A 19,855-nucleotide genomic window follows, 5' to 3' on the forward strand; every position below is an offset into this window, starting at 1 on the left:
GGTCTTGGACTCTTCGGAGGCTTAATGCTGTTCGGGTGTGCACGCCAGCAATGTGGCCCGGCACTCGCCGAAACCGATACGTGCGTACCCTGGCCGCTCGCAGCAGCCGGTGAGCACGATCTCGTCGCCATCGCCAAGGAAGGTCCGCTGCTCGCCCGTGTCCAGTGCAAAGGGTTTTGCGCCGCCTGACGTGATTTCCAGCAGGCTGCCCAGCGCGTCAGCCGTTGCGCCTGAAATCGTTCCGGAGCCAAGCAGGTCGCCGGCATCCAGTGCGCTGCCATTGCTGGTGTGGTGCGCTACCATTTGGGCGAATGTCCAGTACAGCGTCGACGCGTTGGAGCGGGACAGCCGCCTGGCAGGCAAACCCCGAGCCGCCATCTGCGCGGTGCGCAGGTGTGCATCGATCTGGATATCCAACGCGCCTTCGCGCTGGTCCTGCGCGTCGTACAGGTACGGCAGTGGCTGCGGGTCATCCGCGGCGCGCACCAGCGCCGGCGTTCGAAACGGCGCCAAGGCCTCAGCCGTGATCACCCAGGGCGACACGGTGGTCGCGAAACTCTTGGCCAGGAATGGGCCGAGCGGCTGGTATTCCCAGGCCTGGATGTCACGGGCTGACCAGTCGTTCAGCAGCGAAAAACCAAAGATGTGGCACGGTGCGCGTTTAACGTTGACCGGCTTTCCCACATCCGACGCTTCACCGATGTACATCCCGAGCTCCACCTCATAGTCCAACCGCTGTGCCGGTGCGAAGACTGGCACGGCTTGGTCGGGAATTTTGATTTGGCCGCGCGGCCTGTGTACAGGAATTCCGCTGGCTCGGACGCTGTTCGCGCGGCCGTTGTAGGCGATCGGCACATACTTGTAGTTTGGCAAGAGTGGCATGTCCGGCCGGAACAAGCGGCCCGCATTGGTTGCGTGGTGCACAGAGGCGAAGAAGTCCGTGAAGCCGCCAATCCGCACCGGTAAAACCAGGTCTACGGCTGCAATGGGCAGCAGCGCTCTGGTCAGCAAGTCGCGATGCATGGTGTGGCCTGTACTCAAGAGCTCCGACAACCTGGCGCGCAACGCGGAGGCGGGATCAAGGCCAAGCGCCATCAAGGCGTTGAGCGAGGATGCCTGGCAGGCTACCGCAGCCTGCGACGCAGCACCCTCGAACAAGTCTGCACAACGGCCAATGTCCAGGATGCTGTCGCCAATGCCCACACCGCAACGCGCGGGCTCGTCTTCTTCTCTGCGGAATACGCAAAATGGCAGGTTCTGGACGGGGAAGTCAACGCCTTCGATGTTGGCTGAAGCCACCCAACTGCGCAAGGCGGGATCATGGGTACGGTTCAGGCTCATCACAGCCTATGCCCTCCGTCCACAATGATGCGCGTACCGGTTGCTGTCTTGAGGTGTGTCGCGCAGGCGAGCACGGCTAGTGCCACATCTTCGGGCGTCACAATGCGCCCGAGTGGCGTCTGGGCTGCTTTTTTCTCCAGTTCCGCGTGGCTTCTGCCTTCGACAAAGCCTGTATCCACGGCCGCTGGGGACACGCAGAGAAAGCGCACGGCAGGTCCAAACGCGCGTGCCAGTGAGACTGTCATGGTGTCCAGCGCCGCCTTGGCTGCGCAATAGGCAATGTTGCTGCCCGATCCGGTGAAGGCCGATATCGATGACACGTTGACCACCAGCCCATTTCCTGACCCACGCAACAGTGGCAGCAGTGCACGGATAATGGAAAACGGCCCTCCGGCATTGGCAATGAGAATCTCGTTGAACAGCACGTCATCGAGGGTATCCAGGTCCGCATGCGCAATCCGCCGGGTGAACCCTGCGGAGTTGACCAGGATATCTACCTTGCCTACTGTGGATCGCAGGACGCTCGCGACTTCAGCGTGCGCAGTACTGTCACCAAGGGGAATGTGCAGCAAGCTGTGCACCTGTTCAGGGCCTTGCGTTGGCAATTGCGCACGCAGTGCCTCAGCCCGGTCTCGACCCAGGTGGTAGCCGATCACGACGCTGGCACCCTCAGCGGCCAACGCTTGAACACAGGCTGCGCCAATGCCGCTGCTTCCTCCTGTGACGACGGCAACCTTACCGTCCAGCCTTTGAGGTACTTTAAATTCTGAAATGCTCATGGCTTCGCTTCCTGCATCTGCTTTTTTTTTTGTGAATTGGCATCGGATGGAGGTAATGCATTAATTTGCATAGTTGCCTGTTGCCGCAGCAACTCTGCGCCAACGTGCAATTTCGGTCTGGATGCGGTCACCAATGACCTGCGGCGATGCCACCGAAAAGTCGGGGTCAATTCCTTGCGTGAGCAGCTTTTCGCGGGTGGATTTGGAGGAAAGTACCTGCCCGGTTTCGTGCGCAATGCGCGACACCAGCGCAGCGGGCGTGCCAACTGGAGCGAACAGGCCATACCACATGCCCGCGTCATAACCCCCGATGGTTTCAGCCACGGTGGCAACGCCGGGCAGTTCGGTGATGCGTTTTCTACTCGCCAATCCGAGCGCCCTGATTTTTCCTTCCTTGATCAGGGGAATAAGTTGCGGTGATGGACCCGCGCCGAGTTCTATCCGCCCTCCCATCAGGTCTTGCAACACCTCGCCCAGACCCTTGTAGGTGATCATCGTCACGTCCACGCCGGTCTGCACTTTCAGCAAGTCCATGGTGAGGCTTGTCGTGCTGCCGAAATTTATCTTGCCGGGGTTGGCTTTGCCGTACGCCAGCATTTCGCCCACGGTTTTGAACGGTGCCTGGTTGGACGCGACAAGAAGCACGGCCGAGTCGCCAATGGCGCTGACCGGGACGAAATCGCGCTCGAAGCTGTACGGCAGCTTGCGGTAGAAGGCGGCGTTGGCGCTATGCACGCCACTGAGGATGCCCAGCGTGTATCCATCAGGCGAAGCCTTTGCCAGCGCCTCCGCACCGATGTTGCCCGCTGCGCCTGAACGGTTTTCCACGATGACCGGTTGCTTCAAGCGTGTAGACAGGCCATCCGCCAGTGTGCGAGCGAGAATGTCCTGCGCCCCGCCAGCGGGGAAGGGCACAATGATTCGCAGGGGCTTGATCGGAAACGTCTGGGCCGAGGCGCATGCACAAACGGCGATCGCCAGCGAAACACATGCGGCCTTTAGCGGACGGGAGAGCAAGACTATGGAATGCATGATGGTGACCTGAAAAAATGAAGAAGACGCGAATGCCTACCAAGGCACCTCAACGCCGAGGCCGCGTGCGGCAAGTGCCAGTTCATCTCGCACGGCCAATGGCAGCGCAATGCCGCCAGCCTGCCGGCTCCGGGATTCACTGGTGCCGCGTTCGCCTGGCAGCAATACCTCGGACGCGCCATCGGCCACTGGCAGCTTCTTGATCTGCGCAACCAGCTCATCCATGTTGCCGAAGAAGTGGCCGCCGACGTCGATGCGCGCCACATCGAGTGCGAGCACGAATGCATTCTGAAAATGAGGCTGCGAACCCGGGGGCGCCGAGAGCGCGGGCGCGAGAATCGGGTTTCCTGAAAGCACGCTGGCCAGCACTTCGACCATCAGCGCGAGCCCGGAACCCTTCGGGCCGCCAAGGGGTGCCGGCGTCACGGCCGCATCGGCATCGGTAGTGAGTTGGCCGTAGGCGTCGAGCGCCCAACCCATCGGTATAGGCTGGCCGACCTTGCGTGCCTGCATCAGCTTGCCAAGCGAGACCACACTGGTTGCCATGTCGAAAACGAGCGGTGCAAGGCCGTCTCCCCTCGGGGCAGCCACGGAGATCGGGCTCGTGGAAACCGCTGGCCTTGCAGCGCCGTGGTAGCCCATCATCGGGCCGGACGCCGCGACGGCCAATCCCACCAAACCCTGCGTTGCGATGGCGTGGGTGTAGTAGCCCAGCGCACCGGTGTGCGTTGTGTTGCGAAGGATTGCAACGCCCGCTCCGCAGTCGCGCGCCAGCTCGGTGGATTGCTCGACGGCCTTTGCCATGCCCGCGGCACCGGGGCCCCGGCCCGCGTCGAGCACGGCAAGGGCGGGCAACTGCAGCACCACTTCGACACTTGCGTCGCGTCGCATCTCGCCAGACGCGAGCCAATGTAAGTAGAGGGGCAGCCTGGACACGCCGTGTGAGCCGGTGCCGCGCAAGTCCGCCCAGATGAGCACGTCCGCGACCTGTGTGGCCTGCACAGGATCCAGCCCGGCTGCCCCGAGAAGTGTGGCGGCGAAGTGATGCAGCCTGCGGTGATCCACCTGAGCGGGGGTGGTCATTGCCCACTGCCTTCGCTGGTCAGCACTTGGTGGGTCTCGTTTTGCCCGGCCACGTTCTTCGCAAGCCAGTCGCGCAGGAGATTAAATGTCATGGCGTTCTCATCGTCAAAAATGAAATGGTCGATGCCTGCAAACAGGTGAAGGTCGACGGGCATCTTGGCGTGCCGGAACAGCTCGATCGACTGGGTGGTCGGTGTGACCGAGTCAAACGACGGATGCAACAGCAGCAAGGGTCTGGGAGCGATCTGTGCCACAACATCGTTGGGCCGGAAGCGGAACATGCTTTCGACGACCTCGTACGGAAAATCCAGGAACGCGCCCGGCGGCAGCCCTGCGCGCATGTGCGGCGGGATGGGTACGATGTCGAAACGCGAGACGCGCATGGACTCGCCGGCCCGACTTCGCGCGCGGCCCTCCTCCATCATCGAAGTGAACTTCGCCCATGCCTGGGGCGAGGGATGTTGCTCGCGGAATTTGCTCGCACCATCGCCCCAGCCCGCAGATGAGACGCAGGCAGCAATCCGTTTGTCGGTGGCCGCCGCGTACACGGCGATGGCTGCGCCGAAACTGTGGCCGAGCACAACAATGCGGCTGGCATCGACGTTGGTGTTTGAGAGCAGCCATGTGACGGCGTTGTGCGTGTCACGCACCTGGTCCTCGCACAACACCCTGGCCCGCTCGCCTTCGCTTTCGCCGCAGCCACGCATGTCGAAGCGCAGGGTTGCATAACCGAGCTTGTCGAGCAGGGCGTGTGTGATCGCCAGGACTTGATCCTCCTTGTTGGCGCCAAATCCGTGTAGCAGCACCACGATGGGATGAGCGGTACATGGCACGTCGTTGGCCTGCTCGCCCGGCATACTGAGAATTCCCGACAGCATCAAGCCGTCGGATGGGAAGCGGATGTTTTGTTGCATGGATACTTATGTATTGGTGCGCAAGAGAAATTCTTCGATGCTCGTAACCAGGGCGACAGGCGTCTCATCCATCGGGTAATGCCCGGCGTTGCCCATGACCTGAAGCTCGGCGTTGGGATACCAGCGCAGATAGGTTTGCTGCATGACCTCCTCGGTCAGGCCGGGATCGTTTTCGCCGACGATGACCTTGATGGGCTGCTTCGCGCCCGCGATCCGGCCAGAGAAGTCGGTCCTGGCCCACGAGTTCAGGTAGGCCGCGAATGCGTCCTGGTTCGAGCGTTCCCATGAGCGCTGCACCATGCTGTCGAGCCAGTGGCCCGACAGGCGCCTGCCGGTGCTGCCGTCCAGGATGGCCCGTCGCGCCTGCGGGTTGGCTGCCGCGCTGCAAAAGAGACTCCAGGTTTCTTCGTCGAAGGACACGCCACTGGCCGGCACCGGCGTCACGGCCACCAGGGCGCGCACTCGCGGCGTTGCATCTGCGAGCACGTGCTGTATTGCACTGCCGCCCATGGAGTGGCCGAGCAGCGAGAAGCGGTCCCATTGCAGCTGGTCCGCAACCGCGATGGCGTCCGACGCAATCTCCGCGATCGTGTAGTTGCCCTGCAGGTGCATCGATCCGCCGTAGCCGCGGCAATCCATGAATGCATAGGTGAATTTCCGTTTGTCGATCACCTCGACGAAGGGTCCCCATCCTTCCGCGCAACCAAACCAGCCATGAAGGGCCAGGACCTTGACTGGCCCGTTGCCCACCGTTACGACGCTGTTCGCCATATCTTCCTCGCTTGTTGTCTCACGTATTCCCGCATTGACCTGTGGGTGGCCGCATGCCTAGAATGTCGGCCTCAGTTCGTTGAGCTACGTACTGTAGTCAGAGAAAGCCCAAAATGCACAACGCGCCATGCCGGCGTTCTACCAAATCGTCCGATTCTTTTCTCCCGCGCAGGAGATCGAGATGAAAGACGCACGCCAGTCGTCGGTTATGCAGGGCGAGTTCGGCCGCATCACGTTGAACCTTACCGCGCGCGACCTGGTCGAACACGCGCATTCGGAATACAACTTCATCTTCAAAATTGGCGGTGGCGACACGGGGTTCAAGGTCAATGGCGCGACATTCGAACTGAGCGACGATAACGCCATCTTTGTGAATCCCTGGGAGCCGCATGCCAAGCTCAACAGCCACGGCGCCGCCACGCTGGTGTTGACGGCGCTGCTGAACGGGCCGTGGATGTCGCAGGTACTGGGCGTGCAATCACCGCCGCGCGCAAAGATGTTTCCGTCCCCTTTGGTGCAACTGTCGCCAGAGGTGCGCGAATGCGTCGTGCGCATTGCGATCAGCATGACGTCGGGCCTCGAAATGTCGGATGAGGAACGCACGCCTATTCTGCGGGATCTCGTTCGTGCAGTGGCTGTGGCCTATTGCGACCAGGAGTTTTCGAAGAAGGCCCTGTTGGCCGAGCGGCCCATGGACGCGCGCATCATGCGCGCCACGCGCTTCATGCGTGAGAATGCGGCCAGCAACCCGAGCCTGGAAGACGCGGCCGCGCATGTAGGCCTGTCGCGCTCGCGCTTTTTCGAGCAGTTCAAGAATTGCCTGGGCGCTTCGCCGCAGCAATACCTGGACTGGGAACGCATGACGCTGGCCACCCGCATGCTGTCCGATCCGAATTCACGGGTCACCCAAGTCTCGGATGAGCTGGGGTTTTCGGCGCCGAGCCACTTCGCCCGCTTCTTCGCGCAGCACATCGGTTTTCCGCCGAGCGACTTCAAGCGCGGGATGCTGAGCCAGGCTTCGCCCGATCAGGCCTGAGCCGCGGCCGGCGGGTTCCAGAACGCCGCAGGAAGCAGGATGCGGTTTTCCTGGTGCACGGCAAGCCCCGCGACCTTGGCGAGGTAGCCCTGCCATGTGGGATCGGCCATGAGCCGCGCACGGCGTGCCAGGCGGTCCTCGAAACTGTCGAATCCCCAGAGATGGATCACCTGGTTCAGCGGGCCGATTTCGGTCACCATGCAACCGAGCCAGTGGCCCAGAATGGTTTTTTGTATTTCCAACCCTTCCTTCTCGTAGGTCGCCAGGTATTGGCGCATCTTGCCAGGCTCCAGGGTGTATGTGCGTTGTTCGATCAGCATGTCGATCTCAAGCCTGTGTGCGAGCGTATTGCAGGAAGCTTTCGTCCGTGAGTGCCTTCAGGTCCGGGACGGCGCGAATATTCCCCATCTTCAGGTGCCACTGGATCAGTTCGTCCACCGCGACGAACGATGGGGCGCCGCTCGCGGGGAAGTCGAGCATTGGTGTTTCGGGCAACATCTCCATGTTGTATTTTTTCAGTTGTGCCGTAATTTCGGGCGAGCCTTTCGCGCCCGGTTCGATGAAGGCCTGGCGATAGTCGCGTAGCGCGCGCATGTACGCCACCATGTAGCGACGCCCGGCCTCGCGGTTGGTCTTCATCAATGAAGGTCCATAGATCAGATAGCCGTTAGGGAAGTTCGGGCGGAACTTGTCCATGGACATGATGCGCACGCCATTGATCCGCTTGAGCACCAGAGTGGCATGCGGCTCGTTGATGCATGCGGCGTCTATCGACTTGTTGCCCAGCGCGGCGATGACATTGGGCAGGCCCAACTGGACAATGTCGAATTCCTTCTCGGTCACGCCGGATTGCAGTGCAAGTTGCGAGACGAACCAGCTGCTGGGCGCGGCCAGGCCCGATGCCAGCTTCATACCCTTCAAGTCTGCAGGTGTCTTGTAACGACCGCTCTCGACATGGTCGCGCCGCATGACGAAGCTGATGGAGCCGTGGTTCGGCGAATGCTGGCCGGCCGTCGCGACAATGGTGAGATCGATGTTGCGGCTGCGCGAGTTGAAGATCATGGGATTGGGGCCGCTCGCCAACGCGTCAAGTGCACCGATGGCCAGCGCCTGGGCGGCTTCACCCGAGCCAGGAAAGGCCTTGATCTCGACGTCCAGGCCTTCCTCGCGAAAGTACCCCTTCTCGGCCGCGATGATCGAGACGGCATCGAACATCGCGGCAATGATGCCCACGCGCAGCTTGACCGGTGGCGAAAGCGGGGTGCGCGTGACAGCCTGAGCCCGAAGGGAAAGATGTGAAAGCGCGAGCGCGGCCGTCGATGCTGCCATCAGCGTGCGGCGTGAAAACGCTTTCGTGTTCATGTTGGTGTTCATGTCTTGACTCCTGAGGACGTTGTTGACTGCAGGCGCCTCAGCGGCGCTTCCACGGAAGCAGGCGGGATTCGAGTGCATCGATCAGCCAGAACGACGTGATACCGATGAATGCGATCACGACCAGGCCAACGTACATGTCTTCCACCGTCATCAGTTGCCAGGCACGCCAGATCAAAAAGCCGATACCCGATTGGCTCGACACCATCTCGGCGGTCACCAGCAGCAAAAGTGAAGAACCCCAGCCCAGCCGCAGGCCTGCCACGATCAGGGGCAGCGCACCGGGAAACGCGATCGTGGTGTAGGTGGCGATGCGCCCGGCCTTGAAATTGGCGCCGACGTCCAGATAGATGCGGTCTATGTTGGCGACGCCAGCGGCGGTCGCGATCAATACCTGGAAAAAAACACCAATGGCGATGATGGCCCACTTTGATTCTTCACCGATACCGAAGATCAGCATCAGCAAGGGCAGGATCGCTACCTTTGGAATCGGAAACAGCGCGCCGACGATGGGTTGTACGGCAGCCCGTACGATGGGTACCAGCCCCATGATCGCGCCGATCACCATGGCCGGAATCGCCCCAAGAAGAAAGCCAATGAGCGCGCGCGACAGGCTGACCAGTACGTGGTAGGTCAGCGAGTTGTCCCATGGCATGTTGAAGGTCATGTGGTAGAACGTGCCGATGATGGAAGAGGGCGCAGGAAAGAAACGCTGGTCCAGAACATCGGAGCGGGTCAGCGCTTCCCACAATCCAAGCAGCAGCAGCGGAGCCACAATGGCAACCATGCGCTCGATGGCCGCCGGCGATACCTTGCGAACGACCAGGCGTGACGATGCGCGCACTTCGATCTGCGGGGTTGACGCCGGGAGGGCCATTATTTTTGAAGTGCTCATGCGATTTCTTTTTGTGGGCGGGTGTTCATCACTTCCTCGCGCAGTTCTTTCCACAGCCGCTCATTCAGTTCGGCGTAGCCAGGGCTTGATCGAATCTCGTAGGCGCCACGCGGGCGTTGCAGAGGTACGGCGATGTCTGCCTTCAGCGTTCCGGGCCGTGCGGTCATCACCAGCGCACGATCGCTGAGTACAAGCGCCTCGTCGATCGAATGAGTAATGAAAAGCACCGTTTTGCGCGACTCTTCCCAGATGCGCAGCAGCTCTTCCTGGAGGATCGCCTTATTTTGTTCGTCCAGTGCCGCGAACGGTTCGTCCATCAACAGGATTTCCGGGTCATTGGCGAACGCGCGGGCAATAGAGACCCGTTGCTTCATGCCCCCGCTCAACTGGTGGGGATATGAACCGGCAAACTGTGTGAGGCTTACCTTGTCGAGGTAGTGCCGTACTGTGTCCCGGCGCTCGGCCTTGGGCACCTTGCGCATACGCAAGCCATACTCGACATTGCCTTCGACGGTCATCCACGGAAATATCGACTGTTCCTGGAACACCATCGACAGAAGCGGCTTCGTCTGGTTGAAATGCGCGAGCCTGAGCTCGCCTGACGTATGCGTCTCAAGGCCCGCGACGACACGCAGCAGGGTAGTCTTGCCGCAGCCCGAGGGGCCGACGATGCAGCAGAATTGGCCCTGCTCGATCACGATGTTGACGTCTTGTAATGCAACGACGCTGCGGCCGCCGGAGATGAATTCCTTGCCGAGATGACGGGCGATGATTTGCGGCGTGCGCGCGGGCGCGCGCGGATCGGCCATCGGGAGTTGGCGTGGAGGCACTGGGTTTTGTGTCACGGCGTTCATGGCGTCCGGGATGAACATCAGGCGTGCCTGCGCAATGAGCGGGAGAGTTTCTCTGCCAGCGGCGCCGACAGGATGCTTTTGGGCAGCATGGCGTGCATGGTCTGCGCCGGCATTTCGGTATAAACCGAGCCGCGCTGGCGCGCGAACTTTGTTGCCCGGAAGCTGCCTGCCAGGCTGAACAGCGAATAGACGTCGGCGCGGTCCATAGACAGTGCGGTGCTGACCCAATCGAGCATGCCGCGCAATGCGTTGACAAGCGCGTCGTCCAGCGTCTTGCCAAATCCCACCCCTATCCAGTGTGTCCGTGTTTCGGCCAGCGGCAGGCCGATGGTCACCTTCTTGTGAAGCACATACTGGATGCGCAGGTCTTCCATCGCAGTTTCCATCGCGGTTTGGTTGACCATGCCATCGCCTTGCACGGCATGGGAGTTGCCGGTCCACAAGCGGCCGCCTGGATGAAACACGGGCAGGAACAGCGCGGTGCCTTCGACCAGTTCGTGCAGGCCGAGTTTGCCGCCATAGGCACCGTTCAGGATGCCGCTGACCGGGCTGTCGCCGGGCGGCTGGGTAGCAAAGAGCCCTTGACCGGGATGCAACTCAAGCCGGATGCCGGGCGCGAACTCCACGCTCTTGCGATCCGCGTCGAACTTGAAATATCTCAGGTAAGGCTTGTTGAAGTCCTCGGGAATGGCGCCGACGTTGGCCGGCGAGGAATTCCATGCCCATTCGATCGGGCGTGCACGTACCGTGCGGATTTCGACCAAATCGCCGGGCTCGGCACCGCGGATCACAACGGGGCCGATGTTCGAGTAGGGGCCGTTGGGATAGCGGCGGCGGATCGGCTCGCGCTCGGCGAACGACATGCCGTAGCGCGGCTCGTTGGCCCAATTTAGCCACGTGTTTGGATAAGACACGATGTCGCCAGAATCGATGAGGGCCGCAGGGGCGGCTTTGGGGTCGAGCAGGCCGACGGTAACGGTTTTCGAATTCGATTCAACAACGTGTGTCCTGCCTGGCGTGGGCGCTTCGTCGATAACCAGGGATGCACGGCCGGCTGCGGTGCAGCCGGCGAGAGGGGAAACAAGTGCCGCCGCTGCGCCGCGCAGAAGGTGTCGTCGTCCTGTATCCGGAATGTCGAGTGAGCGGGCTGCGTTTTCAAGCGTATCTTGAGACACGCTGCAAGAGGTTTGGCTTTGCATGGTTGGTATGGCTTGGTAAGGTTCAGGGGCGGGTTGACGATGCGCCGATGGCAGCGATGCCAGCACGCACCGCGTCTTCGTCGAACTGACTCGACGCGCCGCTGCCGGCCGCCGCGCCCACGAGGAGGCCGTTGATGAATATGGGCAACGAGCCTTGCGAAGGAAACATGGGGCCGCCGTAGCTCAGCGAGCTGATCTGCCCGAAGACGATCGGGTTGGCCTTGTAGCGCTCCATCAGCGCCTTTCCAGACTCCCCTCCGGTCGCAACGCTGGCAATTGCTTTGCCGCGCGCTACATCGAAGGTGCCAAAAGGCATGCCGTCCATCCTGGCTCCAGTAATCACATGGCCGCCGGAATCGACTACCACCACGGTGACGGCGGTATTCTTCTGCCTTGCAAAGGTGAAGGCTGACTGCATCAATGCGGTGGCCTGCTCCAGCGACAGGTTTGCGTTGGCGATCACACCGCGTTCGGGTTGGGCGTACGCTATTGCGCCGGCTAGCTGCAGGCCCAGAAGCAAGATGGTGGGAATGATTTTTGTCATGCGTGTCTCCTCGATACGTACTTGCCGCGTGGGCGGGCGGGATGGGGCGTTCGCCCCGCGCAATCAGGGTCAGAAGCGATGTCGAATGCCGAATGCAGTGGTCGTCTGCTTCGAGTTCGGCTTGTACAACTGATCCGAGTAGTACATCGTATATAGGTCGGTGCGCTTCGACAGGTTGTAGTCGTAGCCGAAGGCAAAAGACTTGCGGCGATCGATCGTTGCGGCAACGCGGTCGTCTGCCCGCGTGGTGGCGTACTCCGCCAGGATTGCGCCCGGGCCGACGGGCACGCTCGCACCGAGTTCGCTTACCTTGCGGGTGGCATTGAGCGCGGTATTCAGGTAAGTCTCCCGGACCTTGTGGTATTGCGCGCTGAGCTTGGCCACGCCGAAGTCATAGGTGCCGCCCACCATCCGCACATCCTGCTTGTGCCCGTCGTTGGCGGTGTTGAGGTTGATCTGGCGTGTCGCCACAACCAAGGCGAGCTGCTTGTTGAAATAACGCACGGCGCCATCCGTCGCCACTTCACGCTTGTAGTTGACGCCCTGCGGCTCTTCCCGGCCCAGGCTGTGTTGCAGGTCAACTTCGAAGCCGCTCATGCGTGGCGACTGGTATTTGATCGAATTGTTCATCCGCGTATCGCTGAGCACGTTGTTCTTGAAGGCGTTGGCGAAAATCGGACTGACACCGGTGGTACCCACGAGCGGCGTGAAATTAGTGGTGGCCAGTGAATATGGCGTCGGCATGCGCCCGAAGCTGAACTGGCCGTACGGACTTTGGATCCCGACGAACGATGCGCGCGCGAATAACGGGTCTGTGTCGTTGCGCCCTGTCGCTCCAGTGTCCACGCGCACATAGCTCTCTAGCGCAAAAACTGCCTTGTAGCCGCTACCCAGGTCTTCGGATCCGCGAAAGCCCAGGAACGATGTGGTCAGGCCGCCGGAGTTGACCACCGCGGTTTTGGTGGCGGAACCTGTGGCCGCGGTGGTTTTGATCTGACCAACGAATGCGTCGAGCACACCGTACATCTCGACACTGCTTTGTGCGAACACGTTTGCACAGGCCGCCAGTGCGATGGTTGAAACGATGGTTGAACGGATAAACATGCTTGCTTGTCTCCTTTGATGTTTGTGAATGGGCAAGTAAATGCAGGCGATGAATTCGCTTGTCACGGGCTGAAGGATAGGTGTGACCTGCATAGCCGGGCGCACCGGAAGTTCCGCTCAGTTACCACTGAGTCCGATTCTTTCGACCGGGTGCGTGTGGCGCGACTGAGCGGACGCGACGGTGCCGGGCGCTTTTGTCCATCGGCATGTATGTCCAGCGTATGGACGTTGGTCTGCGCAGGTTCCCTATGCAAGACAGCGTGAAATCTTGCTGCCACCAGCTAGAAAATCGGACGATGTGGTAACTCGTCGAATAGCTTGGTCAGATCACATGGTGTGTCGGCCCGTATATTTAACGAGAGCAATCATTTTGCTCATCACGTTAATAAAAAGGAGACATGCATGCCCGATTCTTCCAGTGGGTGTTCATCCGGCGATGCCGATGAACGCGGCAGCAGCGATCAGCAGCAAGTTCGCAGAGCGCTTTTCAAAATTTCTGCTGTAGCCGGTTTGGCACCCTTCATCAGTTTCCTTCCAGGATGCGCATCTGCATCTGCTAGCCCGGGAGCTGCGTCAGACACAGTGGGGAAAATGGTCTTGCCGACAGGGCGAACTCATCGCGTGGTGCCGTCCAAAGACACGGTTCGCGTGGGACAGATGGACCCCAGCGCGCCCGCCGCAGCCATCATTCGAAGCGGTGACGTAGTCCACTATGACGGTACCTGGACACAATGGGGAAATGAGGCCAAGTACGGCATGTCGTTTGAGGAGCGCGAGCCGATCCGAAAGAAATATCCTGCGGGTCCGTACTCACTGATCGGACCCATCGAAGTTGAAAGCGCAATGCCTGGCGATGTTGTCGAGTGCCGGATGCTAAAGCTGCGTCCCATCGATTGGGGCTGGAATTCCTCGCCAAAGGGAGTCGGGGCATTGCCTGCGGATTTTCAGAAACCTTACTTGCGTTATCTGAAATTCAACAAAGAGCGTACAGCTGCGGAGTTTTTACCTGGAGTCACTATTCCACTCGCCCCGTTTCAGGGCGTGTTTGCTGCACAACCAGTCGGGGACAAACCGACGAGCGGGATATTGGCTGGCCCATATGGTGGCAACCTCGATCTTGCTGAATTAGTAGCGGGAACTTCGCTATTTCTTCCGGTGCAAGTTGCAAAAGCAAGAATCTGGACGGGTGACTCCAACGGTGCGCAGGGCGATGGTGTTGTAAACCAGACCGCAATTGAGACCGCACTGGAAGATTTGCAGGTGCAGTACGTCCTGCATAAAAAATCTGTTCTGAACAGTCCTATGGTTGAAACTCCGACCCACTGGATAGGACTGGGATTCGGTGAGAGTCTTGAAACAGCTTTGGTATCTTGTCTAAGGCAGCTAATAGCGTGGATGTCAAGAGCAACTGCAATTTCGTTGGAAGATTGCTATGGGATCTGCAGTGTCGCAGCCAGTTTTAGAATTACACAATATTCCCATCAGACTGGAACAGTCTACAGCTCGATACCTCCCAAAGGGGTGCATTGCATGCTGCCTAAAGCGCTGTTCACGCCGGAGCTTCAGGCCAGATTGGCAAATTCGCTACGCAGTCAATGAGTGAATGAGTTAAATGCACGATGCGGTAATCCCACTCTCCACTCTCGTTTGTGAATGCGTGGATTGCTACAGCGACTTACGTTGCCGTGGCGATCATGTGGTGTATCCCCGACCAGCGGATTGAAAATACCCGCCCGAACTAAAACTGCCTCCCAACTACGAATCTCTGTCCCTGCTTGAAGCACCGAATTCCACGCGAATATCGGACAGGGTAGCTTGTTCGACTCTTGATAAGGCGGGCTCCCTCATGCCGAGGCCACAGCGCGGGGCAGCGTCGTGAGCAGGTAGTCGATCAGGGCGCGCACGGCGACAGGCACCCGGCGGGCAGCCGGATAGAGCGCGTACAGCGCGATTTCCGGGGACTCTTGCCACTGCGGCAACACCGGCACCAGCCGGCCCGCCGCGATGTGCCCGGCCGCCAGGAAGCCGGGCTGCAATATCAGCCCGGCGCCCCCGACGGCGGCCTCCACCAGCAGTTCGCCGTTGTTCGAGCACAGCGGTCCGCCAACCGCGACATGCGCGGTTTCCCGGCCCTTGCCAAGGCGCCATACATGGCCCGTGTTGACGTGTGCGTAGTTCAGGCAACGGTGCGTCTTCAGTGCCTGCGGCGAGTCCGGCACCCCATGTGCCTGCAGGTAACTCGGGGCCGCATAGATGGCCCGGGGCACGCTGCACATGCGCCGCGCGGCCAGTGAAGAGTCCGTCAGCTCTGCAATGCGCAGCGTGAGATCAAAGCCATGCTCGAACGGATCGAGCACGCGGTCGTTCAGTTCCACGCGCAGCTCGATCTGGGGATGCTGCGCCAGAAAACCCGGTAGCAGCGGCGCCAGCACCAGCTGGCCAAACGACATCGGCGCGTTGACCCGCAATGGCCCGGACGCCGTACCCTGCAAGGCCGACATGGCTTCGCGGGCCTCGGCGGCAATCGCCAGCAGGTCCACTGCGTAGTCGTGCAGGGTGGCACCGGCGCTGGTCAGGGCAAGGGCTCGGGTCGACCGGGCGAAGAGAGCGCCGCCGTATTCCGCCTCCAGCGAAGCGATGAGCTTGCTGATGTGCGAGCGCGTCACACCCAATGCGCGCGCGGCCCCCGAAAAGCTGCCGACCTGTTTTGAAAGTACCAGTGCCTGCAGGGCGTCGAGTCGGTCCATTGTTTCCTCTTTGGATGCAGTTTGGTTCCAAATTGCTAACTAGTCATCTTATAGGAAGCAGTCTAGGATTCAGGCTCATTTCGTTTTAAACCACCCCCTGAAGGAAGCATCATGACGCAAGGCAAACTCGAACTGCTGACCCCGCAAAACTGCGCGCTGGTCTTGATCGACCACCAGCCGCAAATGACATTCGGCGTAGCCAACATCGACCGGCAATTGCTGAAGAACAATGTCATCGGCCTGGCCAAGGCGGCCCAGGCTTTCAAGGTACCGACGGTGCTGACTTCGGTGGAGACCGAGTCTTTCTCGGGCAACATCTGGCCTGAACTGCTCGCCGTACTGCCCAATAACAAGATTTTCGAGCGCACCAGCATGAACACCTGGGATGACGAGGCCGTGAAGGCTGAATTGAAGAAGTTCGGCCGCAAAAAGCTGGTGCTCGCTGCGCTCTGGACGGAGGTCTGCCTGAACTTCCCGGCGCTCGAGGCGATGGCGGATGGTTATGAGGTCTACTTTGTAGAGGATGCCTCCGGCGGCACCTCGGTCGCGGCACACAACATGTCGGTGCAGCGCATGATTCAGGCGGGCGCCGTGCCAATCACCTGGCAGCAGTTCCTGCTGGAAATGCAGCGTGACTGGGCACGCAAGGAAACCTACGCCGCCACCACCGGCATCGTCGTGGAGCACTCCGGCGCCTACGGCTCGGGTATCGACTACGCGATCACGCATGTGCACAAGATGCCGGCGCGCAAGGTTGGCTGAGAGCACACCATGAACAGCGTCGCGAGCACCCCCCTTGCTGCCGCTGACCAGCGGGTCAGCGCGTCCGCCGACAGCGTCAGTTTCGTCGTGCGTCACCGTGTGCGCGCCGGCGCACACGCCGCGTATGAGGCCTGGCTTGTCGAGACCATGGGGGCTGCCGCGGCCTTTCCGGGCCACCAGGGGGTGCAGGTCGTGCGTCCGACCGAGGGCGGCGTCGACTACACCATCATCGTGAGCTTTGCCACGCATGACGACGCGACACGCTGGTACCAGTCGGCCGAGCGAGCACGCCTGATCGAGGCCGTGCAGCCTCATCTGGCGGCCGCCGAACGGGTCAGCGTCGGCGCCGGCATCGATTACTGGTTCCAGCCCGAGTCCCCTGCAGCCGGCGAGCCGGCGGTGAAGCCACCAGCGTGGAAGCAGTGGCTGATCACCACCTCGGTGATCTGGCCGCTGACCATGGTGGTGCCGTGGGCGTTTGGACCCGTGTTTAAAGCTTTTCCTGTGCTGGGTGCATACGGAGTCGCGCACGGCATCCTTGCCGCCGTCATCGTCGCCATCGTCGTCTGGCTGATCATGCCGCGCTACACCGAGCTGGTGCACGACTGGTTATTCCGCAAAGAGTAGTCCCCCGCAAGTAGTCCCCCGCAAAAATTGGCCAGCGCGAACGCACTCTGTTGCTGGTCCTCCTTTGACCAACTCCTGGAGACGCGCATGACCGCTTCCATCACCCCCGCTGAAATCATCTTCATCAACGGCCGCTTCACCACCCTGGACCGGCAGAACCCGGTGGCCCAGGCCGTGGCCATCGCCGGCGGCAAGTTCATCGCTGTCGGTGACCGCGAAGAAGTCATGCGTCACGCCGGCAGCAAGACGCAGGTGATTGACCTGGGCGGCAGCGCTGCCCTGCCAGGTCTGCACGACAGCCACACGCACCTGATCCGCGGCGGCCTGAACTACACCATGGAGTTGCGCTGGGACGGTGTGCCCTCGCTGGCCGATGCGATGGCGATGCTCAAGGCCCAGGTGGCGCGCACGCCGGCGCCGCAATGGGTGCGCGTGGTCGGCGGTTTCACCGAGCACCAGTTCGCCGAAAAGCGCTTGCCGACGCTGGAAGAAATCAACGCCGTCGCGCCCGACACCCCCGTCTTCATCCTGCACCTGTACGACCGCGCGTTGCTGAACGGCGCGGCGCTGCGCGCCGTCGGTTACGGCAAGGACACGCCGAACCCGCCCGGCGGCGAGATCGTGCGCGACGCCAGTGGCAACCCGACAGGCCTTCTGCTTGCCAAGCCGAACGCGATGATTCTTTACGCCACGCTGGCCAAAGGCCCCAAGCTCGACCCCGACGCGCAGGAGGCCTCAAGCCGGCTCTTCATGCGCGAACTCAACCGACTCGGCATCACCTCGGTGATCGACGCCGGCGGCGGCTTTCAGAACTACCCCGACGATTACCGCGTGATCGAGAAACTGCGTGACGCGGATGAGCTCACCGTGCGCATCGGCTACAACCTGTTCACGCAGCGGCCCAAGCAGGAGATAGACGACTTCAGGCAGTGGACCGACATGTTGCCGCCGCTGTCCGGCAGCGACATGTTCCGCCACAACGGCGCCGGCGAAATGCTGGTGTTCTCCGCTGCCGATTTCGAGGACTTCCGCGAACCGCGCCCCGACCTGCCTGCGAGCATGGAGGACGAGCTCGAAGGCGTCGTGCGCCTGCTGGTCGAAAAGCGCTGGCCCTTCCGGCTGCACGCGACCTACGACGAATCGATAGGCCGCGCACTCGATACGTTTGAGAAAGTCAACAGCGACATTCCCTTCAACGGCCTGCACTGGTTCTTCGACCATGCCGAAACCATCAGCCTGCGCAACATCGAGCGCGTCAAGGCGCTGGGCGGCGGCATCGCCGTGCAGCACCGCATGGCTTACCAGGGCGAATATTTCATCGAGCGTTATGGGGCCCGGGCCGCCGAGCAAGCGCCGCCGATCCGCAAGATGCTTGATGCGGGTCTGCCCGTCGGTGGCGGCACCGATGCGACCCGCGTCGCCAGCTATAACCCCTGGATCTGCCTGTACTGGATGATCACCGGCCAGACCGTCGGCGGCACCACGATGTACCGGCCCGACAACCTGCTCGACCGCGACACCGCGCTGCGGCTGTGGACCACCGGCAGCGCCTGGTTCGCCAATGCCGACGGGCAAAAGGGCCAGATCAAGGCCGGCCAGCTGGCCGATTTCATCGTGCCCTCGCGCGACTTCTTCGGTGTGCCAGAGGCCGACATCAAGGACCTGGTCTCGCACCTGACAGTGGTTGGCGGCCGCATCGTGCATGGCGACGGCGACTTCGCCAGGCTCGCGCCACCGATGCCCAAAGCCGCCAACGACTGGGCGCCGACCAACGCCTACGGTGGCTACTGGCGCGAACCTGCACTGGGTGGCAACCAGCCGGGCCGCGCCGCCCCAACCACGCAACGCAAGGCCCTGCTGCCGTTTGCCGATTGCTGCGTCAAGCCTTGCGCCGTTCATGGCCATGCGCACACGAAAAGCTGGCTGGCCAACACGCCGGTGTCGGACGAGAAGAGCTTCTGGGGCGCGCTGGGCTGCGCCTGCTGGCTGTAGATAAAGAATGACAAGAATGGTCACCACGGACAACGCCATGGACACCCACAACCCACAATTTTCAACACAGGCGCTCTGGGCCGCCAAAGTCCTGCTGGCGATCGCCTTCGTCTACAGCGGCGTATCCAAGCTGTTGAATTTCGACGCAGCGATCGGCGAGGCCCAGCATTTCGGCCTGAGCCCGGCGCCGGTCTTTGCCGCCGCGACGCTCGCCACGCAGCTGGTCGGCGCGGCGCTGATGCTGCTGGGCCGCGGCCTGTGGTCGGCCCTGGGCGCGCTCGCGCTGGCCGGGTTCACCGTGATCGCCACGGTCATCGGCCACCCGTTCTGGACCATGAGCGGCATGGAGCAGTTCCACAACCGCAATGCTTTTCTTGAACACCTGGGGTTGGTCGGCGGCCTCCTGCTCGTGGCCGCGCTGTGCTGGGACCGTCGCACTGCGCGTTAAGGTGAAGCCAGCTACAAAGAAATCTGCGCCTGGATGAAAGCGCAAAGCGAAGGCGCGCTCAAAGGCGTGCTGGGACACCCAAGACAAGAAAGTCCTCATGGATCGAGGGCATGTCGTCGATCCGCAAAATGCGCCGGTTCTGCTGCGGGGTCATGGTTCGCGGGTACACAGAACTCGTCTCGAAGTCATGCTCGAAGGCATGGTGTGCGTGAAAAATCCGGCGGCGGTGTGGCGCCTGGCGACACTCCCGTTAGGAAGCCTCGGTCGCTCGCCGGCGTTTGCACTTGCCCTGGAGCGGTCCTGTCAACGGAAAAATCTGATTCCAGAGCCAGGTTCCTGATTTTTCCCCAATAGCC

At 61.3% G+C, this 19,855-nt stretch carries 20 protein-coding genes; 6 read left to right on the forward strand and 14 right to left on the reverse strand.

Annotation, left to right across the window (positions count from 1 at the left end; translation table 11 throughout):
* Window positions 1-21: 21 nt before the first annotated feature.
* The 6 genes from fahA to AC1DUR_RS03040 are packed head-to-tail and all read right to left on the reverse strand — an operon-like array spanning window position 22 to window position 5,920.
* Entirely contained in the window at window positions 22-1,341 is a 1,320-nt protein-coding gene (gene fahA / locus AC1DUR_RS03015) for a fumarylacetoacetase (protein WP_477721160.1), read from the reverse strand.
* Complete coding sequence (locus AC1DUR_RS03020) at window positions 1,341-2,120, reverse strand: SDR family NAD(P)-dependent oxidoreductase (protein WP_477716614.1); 780 nt, start codon at window positions 2,118-2,120, stop codon at window positions 1,341-1,343. The genes fahA and AC1DUR_RS03020 overlap by 1 nt, the downstream gene beginning before the upstream one ends.
* 60 nt (window positions 2,121-2,180) lie before the next feature.
* Entirely contained in the window at window positions 2,181-3,152 is a 972-nt protein-coding gene (locus tag AC1DUR_RS03025; RefSeq protein ID WP_477716613.1) for a Bug family tripartite tricarboxylate transporter substrate binding protein, read from the reverse strand.
* Window positions 3,153-3,188: 36 nt separating this feature from the next.
* The gene (locus AC1DUR_RS03030) at window positions 3,189-4,235 is read right to left on the reverse strand and encodes an Ldh family oxidoreductase (protein WP_477721161.1); all 1,047 of its coding nucleotides are present in this window, start codon (window positions 4,233-4,235) and stop codon (window positions 3,189-3,191) included.
* Entirely contained in the window at window positions 4,232-5,149 is a 918-nt protein-coding gene (locus tag AC1DUR_RS03035; protein WP_477721162.1) for an alpha/beta hydrolase, read from the reverse strand. The genes AC1DUR_RS03030 and AC1DUR_RS03035 overlap by 4 nt, the downstream gene beginning before the upstream one ends.
* A gap of 6 nt (window positions 5,150-5,155) precedes the next feature.
* Window positions 5,156-5,920 carry an alpha/beta fold hydrolase gene (locus AC1DUR_RS03040; protein ID WP_477721163.1) on the reverse strand — a complete coding sequence of 255 codons (765 nt, stop codon included), beginning with the start codon at window positions 5,918-5,920 and terminating at the stop codon, window positions 5,156-5,158.
* 181 nt (window positions 5,921-6,101) lie between these two features.
* Here AC1DUR_RS03040 and AC1DUR_RS03045 point away from each other — a divergent pair, with 181 nt between their 5' ends.
* Window positions 6,102-6,956: a helix-turn-helix domain-containing protein gene (locus tag AC1DUR_RS03045; protein ID WP_477721164.1), complete on the forward strand. Its 855-nt coding sequence runs from the start codon at window positions 6,102-6,104 to the stop codon at window positions 6,954-6,956.
* On the opposite strand, the gene AC1DUR_RS03050 is transcribed toward AC1DUR_RS03045, so the two are convergent.
* The 7 genes from AC1DUR_RS03050 to AC1DUR_RS03080 all read right to left on the reverse strand — a co-directional run bounded on the left by AC1DUR_RS03050 (window position 6,947) and on the right by AC1DUR_RS03080 (window position 12,923).
* Window positions 6,947-7,276 carry an NIPSNAP family protein gene (locus AC1DUR_RS03050; protein ID WP_477721165.1) on the reverse strand — a complete coding sequence of 110 codons (330 nt, stop codon included), beginning with the start codon at window positions 7,274-7,276 and terminating at the stop codon, window positions 6,947-6,949. The genes AC1DUR_RS03045 and AC1DUR_RS03050 overlap by 10 nt on opposite strands.
* 7 nt (window positions 7,277-7,283) lie before the next feature.
* Window positions 7,284-8,330 carry an ABC transporter substrate-binding protein gene (locus AC1DUR_RS03055; RefSeq protein WP_477716607.1) on the reverse strand — a complete coding sequence of 349 codons (1,047 nt, stop codon included), beginning with the start codon at window positions 8,328-8,330 and terminating at the stop codon, window positions 7,284-7,286.
* Window positions 8,331-8,367: 37 nt separating this feature from the next.
* Window positions 8,368-9,222, reverse strand: a complete 855-nt coding sequence (locus tag AC1DUR_RS03060; protein WP_477716606.1) for an ABC transporter permease — start codon at window positions 9,220-9,222, stop codon at window positions 8,368-8,370.
* The gene (locus AC1DUR_RS03065) at window positions 9,219-10,094 is read right to left on the reverse strand and encodes an ABC transporter ATP-binding protein (RefSeq protein ID WP_477721166.1); all 876 of its coding nucleotides are present in this window, start codon (window positions 10,092-10,094) and stop codon (window positions 9,219-9,221) included. The genes AC1DUR_RS03060 and AC1DUR_RS03065 overlap by 4 nt, the downstream gene beginning before the upstream one ends.
* Complete coding sequence (locus AC1DUR_RS03070; RefSeq protein WP_477721167.1) at window positions 10,094-11,341, reverse strand: acetamidase/formamidase family protein; 1,248 nt, start codon at window positions 11,339-11,341, stop codon at window positions 10,094-10,096. The genes AC1DUR_RS03065 and AC1DUR_RS03070 overlap by 1 nt, the downstream gene beginning before the upstream one ends.
* Complete coding sequence (locus AC1DUR_RS03075) at window positions 11,298-11,819, reverse strand: GlcG/HbpS family heme-binding protein (RefSeq protein ID WP_477721168.1); 522 nt, start codon at window positions 11,817-11,819, stop codon at window positions 11,298-11,300. Before AC1DUR_RS03075 ends, AC1DUR_RS03070 begins: the two co-directional genes overlap by 44 nt.
* Window positions 11,820-11,888: 69 nt before the next feature.
* Entirely contained in the window at window positions 11,889-12,923 is a 1,035-nt protein-coding gene (locus AC1DUR_RS03080) for a porin (protein WP_477721169.1), read from the reverse strand.
* Window positions 12,924-13,325: 402 nt separating this feature from the next.
* On the opposite strand from AC1DUR_RS03080, the gene AC1DUR_RS03085 reads away from it, so the two are divergent.
* Window positions 13,326-14,522 carry an acetamidase/formamidase family protein gene (locus AC1DUR_RS03085; protein ID WP_477721170.1) on the forward strand — a complete coding sequence of 399 codons (1,197 nt, stop codon included), beginning with the start codon at window positions 13,326-13,328 and terminating at the stop codon, window positions 14,520-14,522.
* A gap of 245 nt (window positions 14,523-14,767) precedes the next feature.
* Here the strand turns inward: AC1DUR_RS03085 and AC1DUR_RS03090 are convergent, their stop codons facing one another.
* Window positions 14,768-15,670, reverse strand: a complete 903-nt coding sequence (locus AC1DUR_RS03090) for a LysR family transcriptional regulator (RefSeq protein WP_477721171.1) — start codon at window positions 15,668-15,670, stop codon at window positions 14,768-14,770.
* A 111-nt stretch (window positions 15,671-15,781) separates the two neighbouring features.
* On the opposite strand from AC1DUR_RS03090, the gene AC1DUR_RS03095 reads away from it, so the two are divergent.
* The 4 genes from AC1DUR_RS03095 to AC1DUR_RS03110 all read left to right on the forward strand — a co-directional run bounded on the left by AC1DUR_RS03095 (window position 15,782) and on the right by AC1DUR_RS03110 (window position 19,499).
* A complete protein-coding gene (locus AC1DUR_RS03095; protein ID WP_477716595.1) occupies window positions 15,782-16,432 on the forward strand; it encodes a hydrolase in 651 nt (216 codons plus the stop codon).
* Window positions 16,433-16,441: 9 nt separating this feature from the next.
* Complete coding sequence (locus AC1DUR_RS03100) at window positions 16,442-17,059, forward strand: antibiotic biosynthesis monooxygenase (RefSeq protein ID WP_477716594.1); 618 nt, start codon at window positions 16,442-16,444, stop codon at window positions 17,057-17,059.
* A gap of 87 nt (window positions 17,060-17,146) precedes the next feature.
* Window positions 17,147-19,051 (forward strand): amidohydrolase, encoded by a 1,905-nt coding sequence (locus tag AC1DUR_RS03105; protein WP_477716593.1) that lies wholly within the window; start codon window positions 17,147-17,149, stop codon window positions 19,049-19,051.
* A 37-nt stretch (window positions 19,052-19,088) separates the two neighbouring features.
* Window positions 19,089-19,499 carry a DoxX family protein gene (locus AC1DUR_RS03110; protein WP_477721172.1) on the forward strand — a complete coding sequence of 137 codons (411 nt, stop codon included), beginning with the start codon at window positions 19,089-19,091 and terminating at the stop codon, window positions 19,497-19,499.
* The last annotated feature ends 356 nt before the right edge of the window (window positions 19,500-19,855 follow it).

Source organism: Polaromonas sp. P4_F4, assembly GCF_056401355.1.